At 57.4% G+C, this 21,399-nt stretch carries 19 protein-coding genes and 1 pseudogene; 13 read left to right on the top strand and 7 right to left on the bottom strand.

All coding sequences use genetic code 11. The features are described from left to right. The first annotated feature begins 15 nt into the window (after positions 1–15). From PSH69_RS15790 to PSH69_RS15750, 9 genes are all read left to right on the top strand, one after another. Positions 16–1,203, top strand: coding sequence for a pyridoxal phosphate-dependent aminotransferase (locus tag PSH69_RS15790; protein ID WP_018929091.1), 1,188 nt, complete (start codon positions 16–18; stop codon positions 1,201–1,203). 96 nt (positions 1,204–1,299) lie between these two features. Continuing rightward, positions 1,300–1,698, top strand: a complete 399-nt coding sequence (locus PSH69_RS15785) for a hypothetical protein (RefSeq protein WP_305409002.1) — start codon at positions 1,300–1,302, stop codon at positions 1,696–1,698. A gap of 104 nt (positions 1,699–1,802) precedes the next feature. Continuing rightward, positions 1,803–2,201, top strand: coding sequence for a hypothetical protein (locus tag PSH69_RS15780; protein ID WP_305409001.1), 399 nt, complete (start codon positions 1,803–1,805; stop codon positions 2,199–2,201). 94 nt (positions 2,202–2,295) lie between these two features. Beyond that, positions 2,296–2,982, top strand: coding sequence for an isoprenylcysteine carboxylmethyltransferase family protein (locus PSH69_RS15775; protein ID WP_305409000.1), 687 nt, complete (start codon positions 2,296–2,298; stop codon positions 2,980–2,982). Continuing rightward, positions 2,979–3,248 carry a DUF5676 family membrane protein gene (locus PSH69_RS15770; RefSeq protein ID WP_018929095.1) on the top strand — a complete coding sequence of 90 codons (270 nt, stop codon included), beginning with the start codon at positions 2,979–2,981 and terminating at the stop codon, positions 3,246–3,248. Before PSH69_RS15775 ends, PSH69_RS15770 begins: the two co-directional genes overlap by 4 nt. A 25-nt stretch (positions 3,249–3,273) precedes the next feature. Further along, positions 3,274–5,457, top strand: coding sequence for a heavy metal translocating P-type ATPase (locus PSH69_RS15765; RefSeq protein ID WP_305408999.1), 2,184 nt, complete (start codon positions 3,274–3,276; stop codon positions 5,455–5,457). After that, positions 5,454–5,672 carry a hypothetical protein gene (locus PSH69_RS15760; RefSeq protein ID WP_305408998.1) on the top strand — a complete coding sequence of 73 codons (219 nt, stop codon included), beginning with the start codon at positions 5,454–5,456 and terminating at the stop codon, positions 5,670–5,672. The genes PSH69_RS15765 and PSH69_RS15760 overlap by 4 nt, the downstream gene beginning before the upstream one ends. Continuing rightward, entirely contained in the window at positions 5,669–6,004 is a 336-nt protein-coding gene (locus PSH69_RS15755) for a DUF2933 domain-containing protein (protein ID WP_305408997.1), read from the top strand. Before PSH69_RS15760 ends, PSH69_RS15755 begins: the two co-directional genes overlap by 4 nt. 101 nt (positions 6,005–6,105) lie before the next feature. Then, positions 6,106–7,290, top strand: a complete 1,185-nt coding sequence (locus PSH69_RS15750) for a methionine adenosyltransferase (protein WP_305408996.1) — start codon at positions 6,106–6,108, stop codon at positions 7,288–7,290. A gap of 95 nt (positions 7,291–7,385) precedes the next feature. On the opposite strand, the gene PSH69_RS15745 is transcribed toward PSH69_RS15750, so the two are convergent. The 5 genes from PSH69_RS15745 to PSH69_RS15725 all read right to left on the bottom strand — a co-directional run bounded on the left by PSH69_RS15745 (position 7,386) and on the right by PSH69_RS15725 (position 12,699). Next, the gene (locus PSH69_RS15745; RefSeq protein ID WP_305408995.1) at positions 7,386–8,363 is read right to left on the bottom strand and encodes a D-glycerate dehydrogenase; all 978 of its coding nucleotides are present in this window, start codon (positions 8,361–8,363) and stop codon (positions 7,386–7,388) included. A 12-nt stretch (positions 8,364–8,375) separates the two neighbouring features. Next, the gene (locus PSH69_RS15740; RefSeq protein WP_019578820.1) at positions 8,376–9,674 is read right to left on the bottom strand and encodes an MFS transporter; all 1,299 of its coding nucleotides are present in this window, start codon (positions 9,672–9,674) and stop codon (positions 8,376–8,378) included. A gap of 153 nt (positions 9,675–9,827) precedes the next feature. Beyond that, positions 9,828–10,814: a sugar kinase gene (locus PSH69_RS15735; protein ID WP_305408994.1), complete on the bottom strand. Its 987-nt coding sequence runs from the start codon at positions 10,812–10,814 to the stop codon at positions 9,828–9,830. Next, positions 10,807–11,589 carry a sugar phosphate isomerase/epimerase gene (locus PSH69_RS15730; protein ID WP_305408993.1) on the bottom strand — a complete coding sequence of 261 codons (783 nt, stop codon included), beginning with the start codon at positions 11,587–11,589 and terminating at the stop codon, positions 10,807–10,809. Before PSH69_RS15730 ends, PSH69_RS15735 begins: the two co-directional genes overlap by 8 nt. Before the next feature lie 84 nt (positions 11,590–11,673). Continuing rightward, the gene (locus PSH69_RS15725; protein WP_305408992.1) at positions 11,674–12,699 is read right to left on the bottom strand and encodes a LacI family DNA-binding transcriptional regulator; all 1,026 of its coding nucleotides are present in this window, start codon (positions 12,697–12,699) and stop codon (positions 11,674–11,676) included. Between the two features lie 239 nt (positions 12,700–12,938). On the opposite strand from PSH69_RS15725, the gene PSH69_RS15720 reads away from it, so the two are divergent. The 4 genes and pseudogenes from PSH69_RS15720 to PSH69_RS15705 form a co-directional block, all read left to right on the top strand. Then, complete coding sequence (locus PSH69_RS15720) at positions 12,939–13,775, top strand: hypothetical protein (protein ID WP_305408991.1); 837 nt, start codon at positions 12,939–12,941, stop codon at positions 13,773–13,775. A gap of 144 nt (positions 13,776–13,919) precedes the next feature. After that, positions 13,920–15,887, top strand: coding sequence for a hypothetical protein (locus PSH69_RS15715; RefSeq protein WP_305408990.1), 1,968 nt, complete (start codon positions 13,920–13,922; stop codon positions 15,885–15,887). Positions 15,888–16,085: 198 nt separating this feature from the next. Next, on the top strand, positions 16,086–18,629 hold the full coding sequence (locus PSH69_RS15710) for an autotransporter outer membrane beta-barrel domain-containing protein (RefSeq protein WP_305408989.1): 2,544 nt from the start codon (positions 16,086–16,088) through the stop codon (positions 18,627–18,629). A 130-nt stretch (positions 18,630–18,759) separates the two neighbouring features. Then, positions 18,760–19,685: pseudogene (locus PSH69_RS15705) on the top strand (IS110 family transposase); the annotation flags it as partial. A 114-nt stretch (positions 19,686–19,799) separates the two neighbouring features. Here PSH69_RS15705 and PSH69_RS15700 read toward each other — a convergent pair. Further along, on the bottom strand, positions 19,800–20,441 hold the full coding sequence (locus PSH69_RS15700) for a DUF1345 domain-containing protein (RefSeq protein WP_305408988.1): 642 nt from the start codon (positions 20,439–20,441) through the stop codon (positions 19,800–19,802). A gap of 273 nt (positions 20,442–20,714) precedes the next feature. Continuing rightward, on the bottom strand, positions 20,715–21,326 hold the full coding sequence (locus PSH69_RS15695) for a TetR/AcrR family transcriptional regulator (protein ID WP_305408987.1): 612 nt from the start codon (positions 21,324–21,326) through the stop codon (positions 20,715–20,717). Between the last annotated feature and the right edge of the window lie 73 nt (positions 21,327–21,399).

The following is a 21,399-nucleotide window of genomic DNA, read 5'->3' as shown; positions in this document are numbered from 1 at the left end:
CGTTAGGAGAAGTACATGCGCTATTCAGCCTTGACCCAACGAATCGACGGTGATGGAGCGGCAGCCTGGAAGATTCACGATCGAGCGCTGGAATTGCGCGAGCAGGGCGTCGATGTGCTGCTGCTGTCGGTCGGCGACCCGGACTTCGACACGCCGCTGCCGGTCGTCCACGCGGCCATCGACAGCCTGTTGGCCGGTGACACCCATTACTCGGATGTGCGCGGCACCCGTACATTGCGCAGCAGCATCGCCAGCCGTCACCAGCAGCGCTGCGGCCAGGAGGTGGACGCCGACCATGTGATCGTGCTGCCCGGCGCTCAATGCGCGGTGTATTCGGTTGCCCAGTGCCTGCTCGATCCGGGTGATGAAGTGATCATCGCCGAACCGATGTACGTCACTTATGAAGGCGTGTTCGGCGCCTGCGGGGCGAGCGTGGTGCCGGTGGCGGTGCGCCCGGAGAACGGCTTTCGGGTCGAGCCGGCGGATGTCGCGGCGCTGATCACCGCTAAAACCCGGGTCATTCTGCTCAACAGTCCGAACAATCCGTCCGGTGCCAGCCTTTCCTTGAAAAGCTGGCAGGAACTGGCGGCGCTGTGCGTGCAACATGACCTCTGGCTGATCAGCGATGAGGTCTATAGCGACCTGTTGTATGAGGGCGAGCACATCAGCCCGGCCAGCCTGCCGGGCATGGCCGAGCGCACCGCGACCCTTAACAGCTTGTCCAAATCCCACGCCATGACTGGCTGGCGGGTAGGCTGGATGATCGGCCCGAAACCACTGGCCGATCATGTGATGCATCTGTCGTTGTGCATGCTGTTCGGCATTCCGGATTTCGTTCAGAAAGCCGCGCAAGCAGCACTTGATAAGGATTTGCCGGAAGTGGCGCTGATGCGTGAGGAGTATCGCCAGCGACGCGATCTGGTGTGCGCGAGGTTGAGCGGTTGCCCCGGTATCCGGCCGATCAAGCCCGATGGCGGGATGTTTGTGATGCTCGATGTGCGCCAGACCGGGCTCGGCGCCCAGGATTTTGCCGAGCGGCTGCTGGAAGGTTATGGCGTGTCGGTGCTGGCCGGCGAAGCCTTCGGGCCGAGTGCGGCGGGGCACATACGCATCGGGCTGGTGGTGGACCAGGTGAAGCTGGCGGAAGCGTGTCGGCGAATTGCGTCCTGTGCGGCGGATTTGCTGCAGATGCGACGGGCCTGACTGAGTCATCGACTAATTTGATATTGATCAACTTCTTCATCGCTTTGCTGGCTAGACTGAAAATCAATACGACGTAACAAGTCGAGGTTGTACTTCATGTCCTGGTTCCGCCGGCATCGCCAACGCCTACTGCGCCTGATCCTCGCCGTATGGGTGGTTGCTGTGACCGTGATGGCAATCCAGGGGTGTCTGGTACAGCCGATTCACAATTTGGCCGCGCCACACAATGTCGAACAGCATCTGGTGGAGGGGCATGCGCTCCACGCCAATGGTTGCCTTCAAAACTGTGAGGACACTGCCACGGCGATAAAACCTGCATTGCAGATGCCAGCAGCGGATCCTGTCCACTGGGCTGCCCTGTTACTGCTAATGGCGGCAGTCCTGATCATGGTGTTTGATCCTGAGCAAAAATCCTCCTTCGCCGCTCTTGTACTGAAACGTCCCGCGCCACCCGAAAGCCCTGTACGTCTTACTTTCGTCCGTTTCAACGATTAACCCCTACCTCAGAGTGGCAGAGCACTGGTTGCTCTGTCCTGCTGCGTCGCTTTTTCGCGACTCGGTTATTCCTGCTTATCCCGTCACAATCTCAGGAGTTCATCATGCAAGTGCATTCGAAATGGGTTCTGGCTGCCGTCTTGGCCAGCCGTGCATTCATGGTCGCTGCCGAGGATGCGCATCACCCGGCCGACGCGCCAGCCGACGCAACCGTGAGCACCGCCCCGGCATCGACGACCATGACCAAAGCCATGACCGAGCAAATGCAGAAAATGCAGGCTGCACATGACAAAGCAGTAGCGGCTGAAACGCCGGCTGAGCGCCAGTCCGCCTTGCAAGAAGGCATGAAAGCGATGCAGGACAGCATGGCCATGATGAGTAAGGAGCAGGGTGCGATGGGTTGTATGGGAGCTAAGGACAGTGAAGGCAAAGGAATGATGGACATGATGATGCAGATGATGGAGCAGCAGTCGTCCATGATGGAAATGCCGATGAAAAAGTGAATGTGCGGTAGAGCTGCTGCAAATGACATGGCTCTGGTGGATGGGTGAATGCAGCCAGCACCCGTCTGATGTGTGTTGTTGAGGAGCACCCATCATGAACCATACAGCATCGGCCTATGGTCTCTGGTCGCTGGTTATCATCAACTCGTTGGTATTTATCCTGTTTGCCTTCAGCTTCACCCGGCCCAGGACGAGCCGCGATTGGCGCTCCTTCGGTATGTTCTCGGCGTTCCTGGTGGCACTGTTTACCGAAATGTACGGTTTCCCGCTGACGATCTACCTGTTGATGCCCTGGCTCACTCGTCACTTCCCTGGCATCGACTTCCTTTCGCACGACGCTGGGCATTTGCTCGAAATAATGATGGGGTGGAAGGTTAATCCACACTGGGGTCCATTCCACATTGTCAGCAACCTGCTGATCGCTGGCGGCTTCTGGTTATTGGCGGCCGCCTGGCGTGTGCTCTACAAGGCCCAAAGCACTGGCCAACTGGCGCTCGACGGCCCCTATGCACGGATCCGTCACCCGCAGTACGTCGGCTTCGTGCTGATCATGTTTGGCTTTTTGTTGCAATGGCCGACATTGATCACCCTGGCAATGTTTCCAATTCTCCTGTTGGTCTACGCCAGGCTAGCGAAGCGAGAAGAGCAGGAGATGCTTGCGCACTTCGGTGATGCCTACCGAACTTACTGTGAACAGACTCCGGCATTCCTGCCCTGGTCAGCCCCCCACAGCCCCAACACTCCTACTGGTAGCCCTCCAGGCTCAGGAAAACAACCATGAACGCTCCCTGGAAAACCGGCATTTCTCTGGCCCTGACCATGGCCATTTCCTACACCATCTGCGCGTTGCTCTATGCGCTATGGCCGGCGCAGGGTATTGCTTTCCTCAGCGCCTTGTTCCATGGACTCGACTTCAGTCGTCTTCAAGCTCCGCAAGACTACAGTGTGGCGACTTTCGTCGGACCACTGCTGGTCTTGAGTGTATGGGGCGCGTTGGTCGGTACCTTGTTTGCGTGGCTGTCCGCCAAGCTTCATGGCAGGCCTTGATAGCCGCTTCGAGTAGGAGGCCGTGATGAGCGAATCACACATGCAGCACAGCCAGCACCAGCAGGCGCTTGCATCAGGGAAAATGGCGAAAGACCCGATCTGCGGGATGATGGTTGATATGACCATGGCGTTGTCACGAGAGCGTGGCGGGCGCACCTATTACTTTTGCAGCGATAGTTGCCTGCGCATCTTCGAGTCGCCAGAACATGAACTGAAGGCGATGAAAACCCGCGTGACTATCGCCCTGACCGGTGTATTGGCCTTGGCGCTGCTGCGTGCGGGCGCCTTTATCGCGCTGGCCGCGGGTGCCACCTTGCTGACTTGGGTGCCGATCCCGGCACTCCCTTGGTTCACGTGGGGTATCTGGCTATTCCTGCTGGTAACACCGGTGCAGTTCATCGGCGGCTGGAGTTTCTATAAGGGGGCGTGGAATGCCATTCGCACCCGTAGCATCAACATGGATTTTCTGATCGCCCTCGGCACATCGGTCGCCTATTTCTACAGTGTCGCGGTGTTGTTCTTCCCGGATGTCCTGCCGGTCAAGGTGGCCGAGCGCGACGTCTATTTCGAGGTGTCGGCGGTCATCATCGCCTTCGTACTGCTTGGCAGGTACATGGAGGAGATCATCAAGAAAAAGTCCTCGGCGGCGGTGCGGCGCTTACTTGATCTCAAGCCTGCGATTGCGCATGTGATTCGTGACGGACAAGAGGTCGACTTGCCCGCTGAAAACGTCATGGCCGGGGAGTTTCTGGTGGTCAAGCCTGGCGAGAAAATCCCCACCGATGGCGATGTCAGTGAAGGTCAGTCTACGGTGGATGAGTCCATGCTGACCGGTGAGTCGATGCCGGTCGACAAACACCCGGGCAGCCCGGTGATCGGAGGCACGCTCAATGGCAGCGGGGTGCTCACTTTCAAGGCGAGCAGGATCGGTGCCGATACCGCACTGGCGCAGATCATCAGGATGGTTGAGGAAGCACAGACCAGCACGGCACAGATCCAGCGGTTGGCCGATCAGGTCACGGGCTACTTTGTGCCGGCGGTGGTGACAGTCGCGATACTGGCCCTGATCGGCTGGTCTGTTGCAGGGAGTTTTCCGCAAGGGCTGTTGGCCTTTATCGCGGTGCTGATCATTTCCTGTCCCTGCGCCCTGGGCGTGGCGACGCCCGCTGCGTTAATGGTCGGTGTTGGCAAGGGGGCCGACAACGGCATCCTTATTCGCGGCGGCGAAGTGCTGGAGCGGGCAGAAAAACTGAGTACGGTGGTGTTCGACAAAACCGGCACGATTACCCGAGGCGAACCCAACGTAACCGATGTGATTTCGCTAGGCGCAGCGTCGGAACACGAGGTTTTGATGCTCGCCGCCGCCGTGGAGTCCGGTTCGGAACATCCGCTTGGTGCCGCGATTGTGCGCGCCGCCCGGCATCGCGATATCAGCCTGCCGAAAGCGAGCGACATCAAAGGGATCGCCGGTCACGGCATCGAAGGCAGAATCGACAATCGCACCCTCTGGCTGGGCAACCGGCGTTTATTCGCCCGCCAAGGCATTTCGACCGAGGCTGCCGAGGAGCACCTCATCCGTCTGGAAGCCGATGGCAAGACCGCCATGCTGGTCGGAGTCGATGAGCGTTTGCTCGGTGTGATTGCTGTGGCCGATACCATTAAACCTGAAGCGGTCGAGGCCGTTGCGGCGTTGCTGGCCAGCGGCATCAAGGTCGTGCTGCTGAGCGGTGACAACCACCGTACTGCCGAAGCAGTCGCACGCCAGGTGGGCATCGAGCGAGTAATTGCCGAGGTTTTACCGAACGACAAGGTCGCAGTGATCCGTCAATTGCAAAGCGAAGGGCAGGTCGTGGCCATGGTTGGCGATGGCGTCAACGATGCGCCTGCCCTGGCCACCGCAGACATCGGCATCGCCATCGGTTCGGGTTCCGATGTAGCCAAGGAAACCGGCGGCATCATCCTGCTCAAGAACGATGTGCGTGACGTGGTGACCGCGATCAAGCTGTCGCGCGCAACCATGGTCAAGATTAAACAAAACCTGTTCTGGGCATTCATCTACAACAGTATCGGCATTCCAATCGCGGCCTTTGGTGTGCTTAACCCCATCATCGCTGCCGCCGCCATGGCACTCAGCTCCCTGTCGGTGGTTGCCAACTCCGCACTGCTTAAACGTGCCCGTGTTGGTTTAAGCCAGGAGGCCACATCATGAAACGCGAAGTTTTGATTATCTGCCTTCTGGTCAGTATCGCGGGTATTTCAACGGTGATTTACCTGTTGGGGCTGACGGGCAAATCGTTGGCCATAGCAGCGATATTCCTGCTATGCCCGGTCTTGGTCGGGGTGCAACTTTTTCGCGGCGTCCGCCAATTCGATAAGGACATGGCCGAGGCCCGTCGCAAACCCCACAGGAGGAATCAGTTATGAGACGCCATGACGCCCCCCTTCGCAGCGCCGGCCGTGTCAACGGGTTCTTCCTCGGCTTTCTTGCCATCGCCGGGTACTTCCTGTTGACCGAGCACCGGGCCCACGTCATTCCCTACTTGCCATTCCTGCTGTTGCTGGCCTGTCCGCTCATGCATCTGTTCATGCATCGTGGACACGGTGGGCATGACGGTCACGAACAGGCCAATCGCGGTGAGCATGACGCGCACGGTGGCTGCTGCGGCCATCAGCACCGCGACGATCACGCAGGCCATGCGCCCGAATCCGGTAGTCAGTCGGACGGCGCGACGCAACGCCCAGACCGCCCGGTATGAGCGCCATGCCATATACCGCATGCGCGCTTGGGTACAAGCGGCACCGTCGTGCACGAGGAACTGAGTAGACCCGACGATCGGAAGATAACGCGGAGAGGAACATGAGCGACAGGACCCGGTTCGTCATTACTGCCTGCGAACGCTTGCACCGGATGAGCGAGGTCGAGATGTGCGAACACAAGGGGATCGGCCATCCGGACAGCCTGTGCGATGGTGTCGCGGAAGCCGTGTCGCTGGCGCTCAACCGCGCGTACCTGCAAGCCTATGGGCGCATTCAGCATTACAACGTCGACAAGGCCTTGTTGATCGGCGGCGAGAGCCAGCCGCACTTTGGTGGTGGACAGGTGCTGACGCCGATGCGCCTGATCCTGTGCGGCCGAGCCAGCTCCTTGCCGGACGCCGGGCTGGCCGAAAGCGTGCATGTAGCCGCACGTCGCTATCTGTCCGAGAACCTTCGCTGCGATCCGGCGTTGTTCGCAATCGAATGTGCGGTACGTAGCGGCAGCCCCAATCTGCAGCAGGCTTTTGTGCGCGGTATGTCTCACGCCCTGGCCAACGACACCTCCTTCGGCATCGGTTTCGCGCCATACTCGCCCCTCGAAAAACAGGTATTGCAGTTAGGGACGGTGTTGCACTCGGCCGAGTTTCAAGCGCGTTTTCCGGCGGCGGGCGATGACTACAAAGTCATGGGCGCGCGGGTTGGCGACAGGATGACATTTACCGTCGCGTTGGCGCTCATCGATCGGGAGATTCACCATGCGGCAGAGTATTTCGCGGTCAAGCGGTCGATCACGGAGCATTTACGCGCGACCCTGGCGAGCCCCTGTGATCTAGCCGTCAATACGCTCGACGATACGAACGCGATCGGCGTGGACGGGATTTACCTGACCGTCACCGGGTTGAGCGCAGAGCAGGGCGACGACGGCCAGGTCGGGCGCGGTAACCGCATGAACGGCCTGATCACACCTTGCCGCAGCATGTCGCTTGAAGCGGTGGCGGGGAAAAACCCGGTCTCCCATGTCGGCAAGCTGTACAACGCTCTGGCGTGGGAAATGGCACGCGCCATCGTCGCCGAAGTCGCGGGCGTGGAAGAAGCCACGGTGCAACTGTTGTCGCGTATCGGCCAGCCGGTTGACTGCCCGGCACTGGTTGCTGTCGAACTGGGCTGCCGCACGCCTTTGAGTGCGGCCATGCGCCAGGCCGTGCAAAACCTTGCGCATGCCCATTTGTCCGACATCGAACGAACCACTGCGCGTTTGGTGCGCGGTGATCTGCCTGCTTTTTGATAAGAGAAGTCAGCGGGGTTGCTCAGCGGTCGCACATCACTGAGCTACCTTTTCGGCACCTGGCTACCTGGATTCGGCGCATCCGATCAAATGCCTCATCCTTTCCACGCTCGCCCATTCACCAGATTTGCCGGCCGCTGACCCGCCAACGCCGCCAACAAATTTTCGACCGCGCAAGTCGCCATCGCCTCCCGCGTCTCATGAGTCGCCGAGCCGATATGCGGCGTCGCCACCACATTGTTCAACTGCAACAACGGCGAGTCATGGCGCAGCGGTTCGCGCTCGAACACGTCCAGCCCGGCGGCGCGAATCCGGTTCTGCTGCAACGCTTCGATCAACGCCGTTTCATCCACCACTTTGCCCCGGGAAATGTTGATGAAGATGCTTTGCGGGCGCATCAAGGCGAACTCCCTGGCGCCGATCAGCTTTTCGGTTTCAGCGGTCAGTGGCAAGGTCAGGCAAATGAAGTCGGCCTGCTGCAACAACTCGGTCAGGCTACGGTATTGCGCATTGAAGCGCTGCTCCACCGCCGGTTTCGGCGAATGGCTGTGATACACAACCGGCATGCCAAAACCGAAATGCCCACGCTGCGCCAACGCCTCGCCAATCCGCCCCATGCCGATGATGCCCAGCGTCTTGCCATGCACATCGCTGCCGAAATGCGCCGGACCAATGTTGCGGTTCCACTGGCCGGCGCGAACCATGTTCGCCAGTTCCACCACGCGTCGGGCGGTGGCCAGGATCAGCGCGAAGCCGGTATCGGCGGTGGTTTCAGTCAACACGTCGGGGGTGTTGCTGAGCAGGATCCGCCGCTCGGTCAGGTAGTCGATGTCGTAGTTGTCGACGCCCACGGACACGCTGGCAATCGCTTCCAGGTTCGGCGCCAGATCCAGCAGCCCGGCGTCCAGTTTCAGACTGGCGCCGAGCAACCCTTGGGCGCGGGGCAGGGCCTGGCGCAGCTTGGCCAGGCCTTCGGCGTCGAGGCTGTCGATCAGCGTCACCTCGGTCTGCTCATGCAAGCGAGCCATCAGCAGCGGCGAGAGTTTCTTGTACAGCACAACCTGCTTTTTCATATCAACATCCATTCAGGAATGAGCCGCCACCGGCCGGGGCGCGGCGGCTTTGGCCACGACCCGGTCACTGGCGCCGGGCTTGAGGAAAATCGTCAGCACCACCGACACCAGCAACGCGCCGCTCATCAGCAGATAAGACGCACCGGGCGATCCGGTGGAGCTGTTCAGGTAACCGACCAGATAAGAGCCGCCAAACGAACCGAGCGCGCCCATGCTGTTGATCAACGCCATGGCACCACCGGCCACGTTGGCCGGGAGGATTTCCGGAACGATGGCGAAGAACGGCCCGTACGGGGCGTACATGCAGGCACCGGCAATCACCAGCAGGGTGTAGGACCACCAGAAATGCTCCGCGCCCAGCGCGTAGGAGCCGTAGAACGCAATCGAGGCGATCAGCAGCGGCGGCCAGACGAAGCGTTTGCGCTTTTGCAGTTTGTCCGAGCCCCAGGACACCAACAGCATGCCGATCACCGCCGCCAGGTAGGGTAACGCCGACAACCAGCCGGCTTCGATCATGTCCATTTGTGCGCCGGCCTTGAGGATCGATGGCAGCCACAGCACGAAACCGTAGACGCCGATGCTCCAGCAGAAGAACTGCAAGGCGAGGATGATGACTTTCGGCGAGCGGAAAGCTTCGGCGTAGTTTTTCACCGCTTTAATACCGACCTGTTCGGCGGCCAAGGCACTTTCCAGGTCCTGCTTTTCCTGGTCGTTCAGCCACTTGGCCTGGGCCGGACGGTCATCAGCCAGACGCCACCAGATAAACGCCCACAACACTGCCGGCAAGCCTTCGATGATGAACATCCAGCGCCAGCTGAAATGCTGGATCAGGTAGCCCGAGACCACCGACATCCACAGCATCGTCACCGGGTTGCCGAGGATGAGGAAGGTGTTGGCGCGGGAGCGTTCGGCACGGGTGAACCAGTGGCACAGGTACACCAGCATCGCCGGCATCACCGCCGCTTCGACCACTCCGAGCATGAAACGAATGACGATCAGCCAGTAGGCGTTGGAGACGATCCCGGTCAAGGTCGCCAGGGCACCCCAGAGAATCAGGCTGACGAAAATCAGCTTTTTCACGCTGTGCTTCTGGGCGTAGATCGCGCCCGGAATCTGGAAGAAGAAATAGCCGAGGAAGAACAGTGCGCCGAGCAGGGAAGACAACCCCGGGGTGATCATCAGGTCCTTGGCCATCCCGGAGGCGGCGGCGAACCCGTAGTTGGCGCGGTCCAGATACGCCAGGCTATAGGTGATGAATACGATGGGCATGATGTACCACCAGCGGCGGGTGGCCAGTGTTGCGGTTTTCATAGTGATGCTCCTGAGCTTGTTGTTTTTGTCGCAGCAGGTAACGGTTTAAATCTTCAGTGACTGTGGCATCTCGTTCCCACGCTCTGCGTGGGAATACCTCTAGGGACGCGGAGCGTCCCCTGTGACGCGGAGCGTCCCCTGTGACGCGGAGCGTCACGGGCTGCATTCCCACGCAGGAGCGTTGGAACGATCAGTGTCAGCGGCCTCAAATTCAGCTTCCATCTCGGCCCGGGTGGGCAACCCCTCCATATCCCCACGGCTCTGCACCGCGCGGCTGCCGATCCAGTTGGCACGTTGTACGGCTTGGGCAACGCTGTGGTTTTCCAGCAGGGCGCTGATCAGGCCAACGGCGAACCCGTCGCCGGCACCGACCGTATCGACCACGGTTGCCACAGGTACGCCTGCAACGAAACCTTCATCCTGAAGCGTGCGGTAATACGCACCGTGCGGGCCAAGCTTGATCGCCACGGCTTCGGCGCCCTGGTCGAGGTAAAACGCCGCGATGTCGGCGGGGTCTTCGAAACCGGTCAGCAACCGTCCTTCGCTCAAACCCGGAAGTACCCAATGGGCGAGGGCGGCGAGGCGGTTGATCTCGCTGATCATCTGTTGTTCGCTGGCCCACAGACTTGGCCGCAGGTTGGGGTCGAACGACACGCTGCGCCCGGTATCGCGCATGCGGGTCATCAGTTCGAAGGACATTGCCCGGGCCGACGCGGATAGCGCCGGAGGAATGCCGGTGGCATGCAAGTGCCCGGCGTTGAGCAGCGACGGGGAAATCGACTGCACCGACAAGTGACTGGCCGCCGAACCGCGACGGAAATACTCGACCACCGGATCGCTGCCGTCATCTGCGCGGGATTTGAGCTGAAATCCGGTGGGGTGCGCCGGGTCGATGTCGACGTGGCTGCAATTCAGGCCTTCTTTCTTCAGCGTATCGATGACAAACCGACCGAGAGAATCGGCGCCCACCCGGCTCAGCCAGGCGACGTTAAAGCCCAATCGCGACAGGCCAATGGCGACGTTGCTGTCGGCCCCGGCAATGCGCTTGTGGAAGTGGCCGACGTCGGCCAGTTCACCGTTCTGCTCGGCAACGAACATCGCCATGGTTTCGCCGAACGACAGAATCTCGATCTCAGACATGCGCAGGCTCCAGGCGGGATTGGCCGAGGCGGGCGAGGGTAGCGACGTGTTCGGTGGTCAACTGCACCAGGTCATCGCCTTGCAGCGGATATTCCGCTGCGCGCATCACGTTCTGGGGCATGTGCCGCAGCAATTGTTGCCACAGGTGCAAGTCACTGGCCGCCGGTGGTACCGCCACCAGTTTGCCGTCGACCCGACGCGCCACTGCTTTGCAGTGCACGTAGCCGACATGTCGACCGAGCATTCGCGCGGCGCTGGCGGCGGACTGGTCCTGCCATTGCCAGTTGCCGATATCGAAGGTCATTTTTATTGGCAACTGATGCTGCTCGACGTCGGCGAAGAAACGCTGGAACGGCTCGATGCGGCCGCCGTGCAAGGTCTGGTCGTTTTCCACCAGCAATTGCACCGGGCTCTGCTGCAACACATACGCCAGTGTTTGCAGGTCATTGTTATCGGTGAAATAACCCAAGGAGACTTTCAGCCATTGGGCGCCGAATGCCTCGGCGCGTTGCAGGGTCGAGAGCAATTCAGGGTTGGGTGCCGATTGCCCGGCCAGCCACAACTCCAGCGGCGAGGAATACACGCTTTCCAGGCCCCGGGATTGCGTGGCGTCGGCCAATTGCGCGGGGTCTTCAAGGGTCAGCAGCTCTTCGCGCCATTCAATGTGCGTGGCACCGGCAGCGGCCAGCACCTCGACAAAACTGCCTTGGCCACGTTGGCGCACAAGCTCGGCGCCGTAGCTGGACAGGCTGATGGAAACGGGTGGTTTGTTCATTGTTATCACCTCTGAAACCGGTTTCATTTCTGTTCAAAAAAAATGTTCAAAGAAATATCAGTGGTTGATGTGCCGTTCTTTCAGTCACCGAAAATGCCCAAGAGTCGACCCACGCACGATCAACCGCGCCGGAAAATCCAGGGTCCGCACCGGCCCGTCATCCCCACGCAAACGCTTGAGCAAGCACTCAAACGCACTCGCGCCAATGTCCTCGGTCGGCTGGGCGAGGGCGGTAATCCCGCTGCCCACCAACGGATACCAATCCAGATCATCCAGGGCGATCAGCCCGACATCCTCGAACAGATTGCACTGCAATTCACGCAACGCATGGGTGCCGGCCAGCGCGGCGATGCCGTTGGCGCAAAACAGCGCTTTCGGGCCAGGGCCGGGAGTGTTCAGGAAGGTTTTCAAGCGGCTGGTCAGATCGCTGCCGGTTTCAACTACCGTGCCTGAGAGCGCCGGGCGTTGCGCAATCTGCGCCTTGAAACTGCTGACCCGCTCGATCCGTGAACTGGTGCCGTCAAATGGCTCCGTCACCATCAGCACATCGCGATAACCGCGCTCTTCCAGGTGGGCGAGGGCCATTTCAACGGCGGCAGGATTGTCCAGCCCCACCAGATCGCTATCAAACTGTTCGACCTTGCGATCCACCAGCACCATGGGCATTTCCCGCTGCAATTCGCGCAACTCATCCACGTGGTGGCCGAGGGTGTTCACGATCAAGCCTTCAATGTTGTACGAGCGCAGCAGCGCCAGGTGCTGACGTTCCTGTTCGTCATCGCGATCGGTGTTGCACACCACCAGGCTGTAGCCGTGCCGACGGCAGGCGGTTTCCACGCCATGCATCACGGCAATCGAATAAGGGTTCCGGATATCGGCCACCAACATGCCGATCAGACGCGTGCGCCCACGTTTCAAGCCGCGGGCCATCTGGTTCGGGCGGTAGCCCAATTCGTTAATCGCTTTTTCGATGCGCAAGGCAATGGCATCGGAGAGCAGGGCGCGGTCGTCGCCGATGAAGCGCGAGACGCTGGCCTTGGAGACGCCGGCTTGTTCGGCGACGTCGAGCATGGTGACGCGACTGCGTTGGGCGGCGGAGAAGTCGTTCACGGTTGAGTCTTCTTATTGTCTGAAACCGGTTTCAGGAGACACCAATTTCTTTGTTGGCGTCAAGTGAAGGTTCGTTCGGTAGCGAGAGTGAAGAACCTGTGTATCCGACAGGTGGTCGCCAGAACTATCAGATTTGACAGTAGGCAGACTAGGAAATCGAACGTTTAATTCTCCCAACGAGTGGCTTTTTGCGTTAATCGATTTCCCTTGCGAAAGTACGATGACGAGGTCAGGAATAAATGTCATTGCCCGCGGATGAAAACACATCTTCCATTGGCTCCTTCACGTCAATAGGAGATGGTGTTCTAGCAGAAATCATCAAGGTGGATGGCGTCGATCCGGTTGATGTAGACGGAAATATTCCTCTTCCACAACTGCATAAGGGAACGATTGGCAGAGTCCCAAGATGGGCGGAATACTCAGTGGATCCTGACAACCCAGACCGCTTGCAGGTGTTTTTCGAGCAGGATGGAGTTAAAAATACAATTCACGACAATTTATATAATCCGATAAATTTACTTGAAATCGAAATTCCGCTAAGCGCTGCATTATTGAGTAAAGATGGGGTCGCCTGGATTTCTTATTTGGTGAATGACGCGGACTCTAACCCGGACATCGCGCCTCCGAGAAAGTTGACCATCGATCATACGCAGTTGCCTGTTCAAAAACTGCCTGAAGCGAATTTTCTCAATGCCACTCTCTGGGGGTATTGGAATTGCTTGACTCGTCCCGCACTCAGCGGCGGGGGATGGATACACATTTTGCCTCAGTTGATCGGTAGGTCAGGCGATTTATGCGTAGTGACGTGGCGGGGATATCTTAGTTTGAATGGTGTTGGAGAAGTTGAAGAAGCATATGGTAGTTTCTCGAAGAGTCTGAGCACAGAGGATAACTCGCAAGGCTTCAATATGTTGATTCCTTTCAAACATATAAAACCATTGGAAAATAATGCCTCGGCAATCGTGATTTACCGCTTCTATCGAGCGGCAAAGTTGATCGCAGAGTCCGAGCCAGCACTGATCAAGATTGATCGTGTTATTTCCGGTGAATCGCTGCCCTGTTATTACGATGCTTGAATGTTTCTGGATACAGTTTGGTTGGCGGGGTTTGTCAATTGGGCGGGAAGTTTATTCGGTCGTTGAGGGGCTGGAAAGTTTTTAGTTGTTTTTGCAAGTGTTTGTAAAAAGCAGTCTGTCTGTTTTTATCATGGAGCGTGTGAAATGACCATTGAAGAGAAAATCCCAGCTGGTGCAAGAAGTTCAAATATTGATGGCGGAATACTTTCTGATCCACCCGTGGTTAAAAATCTGGCCGTGGATGGTCGCATTAAAAAATCTGATGATGACAGGGGGTATGTTGAAGTCGAACTTGATGGTTTGAACAATGCGGCGGGAGGCGGTAGTGCAGTGCTCGAATTACTCTCGCCCGACGGGACCACAAAACCGCTGGAGTCAAAAAGTCTAGAAGGCGTCAACGTACCTTTAATGTATCACCTGAATAAAGCAGACATTCCTGAGCTGACTACGCCTGAGGCTCCAACTGAATATTCTGTTCAGTTCAAGGTTTTCGATGGCGATGGCAACGATGACCACTCTACAGCGCCGACTCTTTTGCGGGCCAGGTATCGTGGACCCTATGCTACGAAGACCCCCTCAAGTAGAGGGGTTGTTCCACCCGTTACCTATGTGAATGCGCCGCCCTCTGGGGTTCTTGATGGGGCTTGGTTCAACTCGAACCCGGGCGGTCTGCGTTGCAAGGTGGTCACCACTTATCCTTTTCGACATGCCGATGATACTCATCATTTTTATTTGAGCTCGAGAGCTTTAGCCTCCACATCCCAAACCCCGATTTATGAGGGGAAACTGGATGCGAATGACGAGTTTGTTGTCAGTGTCGCCGCTTTACGCGCCTTGGGTAACACGACACTTTATCAGCTCAACACTATTACTGATGTCGCGGGATTTAGAAGTATCGACTCAACGCCCAGGAGAGATCTTGAGGTTCGTCAACCGCCTGCAGTGGTATTTTTCCCCCTCACAGTTCCTGATACAGGAACGGACGGAAATACCACGTTGACTCTTAAGCATTTCAACCCGGTTCCCAGGAATGTGAAGATCATCTTGCAGCGGCCAACCAATGCTGCTGTGGGCGCGATGATTGAAGTGAAGCTTGAAAATGAAGTGGTTGGCAGCAAGGCATTGGCTGCTTCGGGTGGCCTGGAATTCGATTTGACATTCGATGCCTATGAAGCCGCTTACGGTACAACTCTCGGAGAGTTGGCCGGGAAACTGACTTACACCTACAAAGATGGAACGGCGCCAACCCAGGACTCGAACCAAGTAACAATAGTCTATATGAACGCCGATTATCCGCCGATTGGTTTGCTGCCGGCGCCGGATCTAGAAAGTGACAACCTGCCCCCGGTCGAGGTTACTGGCGACACCGGCACCCTAAATCATCTTGTACCGGGTGATTTCGGCAAACCAGTTACGTTTACATTCAAACTATGGGAAATGGACGTTGGTGATCCTCTCACCCGAACTGCAATAGTCAATTTTTATTACGACAAAGAGTTTATGGGGGATGAAAAAATCGAGCCGACTGATACCGAAACTTCTATCAAGGTAGACTTCGCAAGAGTTGCCGCCCATGGTACCGGCACCAAGGACGCTTACTGTGACATCCGCTATCTGGACGTTGACGCTACCGTTGTGCAAAAAATTCCGACTCGGGTTAACTTTGAAGCAAATGAAGTCAAACTTCTTGAGCATGTCGCGAGAACCTACAATACCGATCGCGTCGTCAGTTGCCCAAGCTTTGATCTGGTGGGGGACGAGCGTCTATGGCGAGTGGCAGTACCGCAAGGACAAAGTTCCTTGCCTGACGGTCAATCAATAACTATTCATGCTGATGGCTATGAAGACATTGCGATGACCACTCCCATTGGCATTCCGCACGTGGAGACAAAAACAGTTAGTGGCACGGCGCAAACCATCTTTGATGTGAATTTTACGTATATCAAGACACTGCAAGGCCCAATCGTACCGCCACCTGGTACACCTGACTATAACTACGTGTATGTATGGTATGAAACTACGATTGCGGGAACTCTCTACAAATCACCGGAAGTACTGCACAGGGTTAACGTACGCAACACCAGCAGCTTGTTCTGCGATGGCACCGCATAATCCATGACGAAATGACCGTGCCTGGCTCACAGGGAGACTAAGTGAGTCAGGTTGCGGTTGTTCTTACGAGTCATGAAGGAATATCCGACTCGGATAGGGACTTTTCCTACATATAAGAGTGGGGTTGGTCTGTAGTCTCCCGGCGCTCAAATCGTGCTTCACCCGATATTGCCGACAACTCAATGTAAGAGCCCCCATATGTCCAGGTTTTCTTCGTGTTCAAAAAAAAACGTCAAAGGTTACGCATTATCGGCGCTCTCATCGTTAATGTTTCTCGGAGCACCTGCGCATGGCGGTAGCGTTCCTGCAGGCCAGACCCACACCATTGACAACTCCCTGCCCCCGGAAGATTGGACGCTGAACGCGGGTTCTACGCTCATCTCCAACGGCGCCGAGACGCTGATCATCGGGGCTGAAAGTGCATTGTTCAACGCCGTTGGTGGAAGCGCACAACGCCTGGATGGCAGGCTCAATTCAACGTTCAATCTCACGAATGCGTCAGTTGATCGTATAGGGGGGGGCTTTGCCATAAGGCTGAGCGACAGCACAGCAAACCTGACGAACAGTACGGTGACCAGTGACGACATCGGTCTGCAACTCATCAGGAATAATGCCGGGCAAATTGGCTCTACCGTCACGTTGACGAACAACAGCTCTGTAACAGCGCTAAACGGTGGCGCTCTTATGACCGGTTTCAGTCAATTGAACGTCTTGAATTCATCGATAGAAGCCACTGATGCAACCAGTTATGGTGTTCGATTGAGTCACGCCGATCTTAATGCGGCTGGCAGCACCATTATTGGAGGGTTGAACGGGTTGGAAGTCGGGCGAGAAATAGTTGATCTCGCGAGAACATCCGCGGTGACGCTGGATAGTTCAACCATCGAAGGAAAATCCGGTTCGGCCATCGTTGTGGGTTTTCAGGATCGTGCGGGAATCACGGCAAACATAGACGTACTCAACGGCTCCCGACTGGTCGGGGCCAATGGCACGATGCTCGAAGTCAACGATGGTGCCGCGGTCAATCTTAAAGTGGATCGGAGCGACTTGGCGGGCAATATTATCGTTGAGTCTGGCAGCACAGCGAAGGTCACATTGCAAAACGCCTCGATTCTGAACGGCAATTTACAGAACGTGACCCAAACCAGGCTTGATACACGCAGCACCTTGAACGGCGAAGTGCAAGCGGTCGCAGGTACTGGAGCCATGGTCAGTCTCGACAATGGATCGGTGGTCAACGGCAACATCAATCACGTCTTCAGCTTGTCGTTGAACAATGGCAGCAGCATGACCGGAGATGTGCTTACTGACACCAATGGCAGCGTGCTCCTGGACAACGGTTCGGTATTAACCGGCCAGATCAATAATTCAAGCAATCTGAGCATCAACAACGCGGCGCAGTGGGTGATGACCGGGAATAGCGCCATACAGAACTTGACGTCCAACGGCGGCATCGTGCGTATGGGGACTAACGAGCAGTTCCTTCGACTGGATGTCGCTAATTTTTCCGGTAAGGGCACTGTTTTCATGGGGACAGACCTGAGAACCGGCGATTCTGATTTTTTCAACGCCGGGCGCGCGGAAGGTCAACTTAAATTTGATGTCACCCCTACCGGCCACGAGCCACTGACTGCCGAGGACATACACATCGGCAATATCAATTCGGGCAATGCTGACGTTAGCTTGAACAATCGGGAAACAGTGGACGCCGGCACCTTTGTCTACCGGCTGGCGAGGGAAGGCGAGGGCTTGTACCTTCGGCCGGACAAGAAAACGGTCAGTACGTCGACCAATACGGCATTGGCATTGGCAGGCAGCGCGCGCAGTATCATGAACGCTGAAACGGCCTTGCTCAGCGACCAATTGGGTGAGCGTGGCATGAACGACAATCGGATGGGGTCGTTACGTGCAGCCGATGATGGCTCAGTCAAGAACCTCAGCAACAGCGTCTGGCTGCGCACGTATGGCAATCAATACAACGTCAAGAACGCCTATGGCAACGGGTACACCCAAAATCAGACGGGTATCACTGCCGGTGCCGACACAACAGTCGAACTGGCGGGTCGGTCATGGGTGCTGGGCGGGTTCGTCGGCTCGAGCCATACCCGAATGGATCTCAAGTACGATTCCAGCGCCTCCGTCGACAGTTTGAATGTCGGCGTCTACGGCAACACGTTCGATGTTGAGAGTGGTGTGTTCGTCAATGTCATGGCCAAGATCAACCAGTTCGATAACAAGGCCAACGTCACCATGAGTGATGGCACTCGGGCCAAGGGTGATTACAAGGCCTTGGGCGCCAGCGGTTCGGTGGCCGTCGGTAAGCATATTCCCTTGGCGAACGGCTATTTCGCCGAGCCTCTAGTACAAGTATCGACCGGTGCCACTAAAAGCAAAAAGTATCAGCTCGACAATGGCCTGGAAGTTAAAAGCGACACCATGCGTTCAGTGCAAGGCAAGGTTGGTGTCCGCGGCGGACGCGTCATCACTTTGGATAACGGCAGCCTGCTCGAGCCCAGCCTGATGACGGCGTTCAATCATGAGTTTGTGAAGAGCAATGAGGTCAAGATCAACAGCGACAGTTTCGATGATGACCGTGGTAGTAGATCGATTGAGTACGGAGCGGGTTTGAAGTGGATGCCGACTCAACGCAACTGGCAGGTTTCCGGCCAGGTCGGTGGCAGTAAAGGCAACACTGTCAGTCAGGAATGGAGCGGCAGCTTGAGAGTGAGCTATTTCTTCTGATGAGCGTTGTTTCAATGAAATGACCTTATAAAAATGCTCCGGCACTGCCGGGGCATTAATGAGATGGTCACCCCCACACCCTGCGAGGGCTACGCTTTCGCAGGGTGTTTTGTTTTCGGAGGCCATCATCATGAGCGAGTCAGCGCTGATCGGGATCGATCTCGGTAAACACAGTTTCCACCTGCACGGCCAAGACACAAATTGGGCCGAGAGGTGTTTCGCAAGAAGCTCTCGCGTCAACAGATGATGACGCTCTTTGGCAATCTGCCGGCCTGCACCGTGGTGATGGAAGCTTGTGCCGGGGCGCATTTCGTCGCTCGCCAGCTGATGGCCATGGGGCATGAAGCCAAACTGATTTCCCCGCAATTCGTCCACCCCTTCGTCAAAGGCAACAAAAATGATTTCGTGGATGCCGAAGCCATTTGCGAGGCGGCTTCACGTCCATCGATGCGCTTCGTTTCGCCTAAAACAGAGGCGCAGCAGACGCTTTCCGTTCTGCATCGCCTGCGCGAGTCGCTGGTACGCGATCGCACCAAAACCGCCAATCAAATGCATGGTTTCCTACTGGAGTTCGGCATCAGCCTGCCCAAGGGCCTGGCGATCATGAAGCGGTTGGCGAGTATTTTGGCTGAGCATGAGTTGCCCGTTCGGTTGACAGTCCTGTTACAGCGCTTGCATGAGCATTTCTGTTATCTGGATGAACAGATCAAGGCGCTGGATAAAGAGCTGGCAAGCCAACTGGCCGACGATGATCTCGGCAGCCGCTTGCTGAGCTTGCCGTGTGTCGGGCCGATCACCGCCAGCCTGCTGGCTGTAGAGATGGGGGACGGCAGGCAGTACCGATGCAGCCGTGACTTCGCCGCCTCCGTGGGCTTGGTGCCCAGGCAGTACAGCACCGGCGGCAGGGCTAATTTGCTGGGTATCAGCAAGCGCGGCGACAAGCACCTCAGGCAGTTGCTGGTTCAATGTGCTCGGGTCTATATGCAGAGGCTAGAACACCAGAAAGGGGCTCTGGCCGACTGGGTGCGCTCATTGCTTGGGCGACGACACTCTCATCGTGGCGCGGGGCATGCCCTGGATCGACGCCGGATAGATTTAAGCAAGCCAACCACTTCACCCATTAATCAGTATTGCAAAAATGGGGGTGACCATAGATTTTTTGTGCAGTCATCAGCCAAACAGACCCGCCGCGATATTGATCGAAAACCCGAGAATCGCCGTGTTGAACAAGAATCCGATCAAAGACTGCGCCAGCACGATTTTGCGCAAGCCTCGGGTGGCCACGCCTACGTCCGCTGTTTGTACGGCCACGCCGATGGTGAACGAGAAGTACAAAAAGTCCCAATAGTCGGGCTTCAGCTGCCCCTCGGCAAATCGCAGCGCAGGTTCCTTGCCTTCCCAGGTGTAGAACAGCCGCGCGTAATGCAGGCTGAAAATCACCCCGATCAACAACCATGAGCCGATTATGGTCAGCCCGGTAAAGCCGTAGTGCAACAGCCGGTGATAAGTGTCCAGATCCTTGCTGCCTGCCAGTTGGAGGGTGATGGCGGCGAGGCTGGCCAGTGCTGCCATGCTCACGGTGAACAGCACCAGCCCGGCGTTTTCGTCCTCGACTTCGGCGATGCGTTTCACATCGTCGGCTTTGGAGCGCATGGTCAGCCAGATGATCAGGGCCAGATATGTCCAGACCCCGGCATTCCAGCCGATGAGGATTTTGCCGAGGATTGAATCGGCCGGAGCCAGAATGCCTGCCGCGACGCCAAAGGTGGCGGCGGCGGACAGGCGAGGGTGGGTGCGGGCAAGGAAGGGCATGGAGACTCACGGTCAGGGGCTTTTCAGCACCTTAGCCCTGGTGTGAGTGGTGCATCAAGCGCTGCCTTTCAGGTCAAGCCTAGGGAAATTCTGAAAAAGACTTCCTGATTTTGGCAACATTTTCGGACTTCCCCCGCCGAGCTTCCAGAGAGTTCCGATAGCGCCACCTCTCGCCCACCGTTCCAGTCAGAGGTTCGCCGAGCACAATCGATCACCACCCTTACGCCATCCGGTCTTGTCTCCTGGCCGCCAAGAGCCGGCCCAGACAGCCCACTACCCGCACAAAAAACCCACCAACGCTCGCATCACCCGTCCTTCCAAACTCACCGCATCCGTCTCCCCCCGCTCCCCCGCCGCATCGATCATGCCGTGGGCCATCGCCAGCAGGTCTTGCGCGGTCTCCAGTACATCGGCGCAGACCCACGGGGCTGACGGAAGGGTCAGCGCCGCTATCAGTTCGGTATGAATGACGTTGGCCACGCGCTCATGGCGCTCTTGCAGCGGTAAGCGGCGCTCTTCGAAGTCGATGATTCTGGCCAGTTCCGGGCGCCGTAGCTGGTGGGCGACGGAGGCCTGGACCAGTGCGCGGATGCGTGCGAGGGCGTCGTCGTGTTGATGGACGTGCTGGACGTCATCGAGCAACTGAGTGGTTTCGCGTTCGATCAAGGCGACGGTCAGGGCGTCGCGGTTGGGGAAGTACTGGTACAGCGAGCCGATGCTTACGCCGGCGCGCTGCGCCACGGCGTTGGTGGAGCAGGCGGCGAGGCCGTCGGTTTCGAGAATGCGAGCAGCGGCTTCGAGAATGGTGTCAACGGTGTTGGCCGAACGGCGCTGGGTCGGGAGTTTGCGGGGGGTTAAGGGCGGCATTTCGCGGTGTTTGGTCATGATCGGGATGCGAGTTTTAAATATGAGTTATGACTCGTATTCTGGATTGGCTTTCCCCACTCTTCAACTACCA

Origin of the sequence: Pseudomonas sp. FP1740 (assembly GCF_030687165.1) — a bacterium.
Classification (GTDB): Bacteria; Pseudomonadota; Gammaproteobacteria; order Pseudomonadales; family Pseudomonadaceae; genus Aquipseudomonas.
Note: the sequence above shows the minus strand (reverse complement) of the source record. Positions and strands in the feature narration are given on the sequence as shown.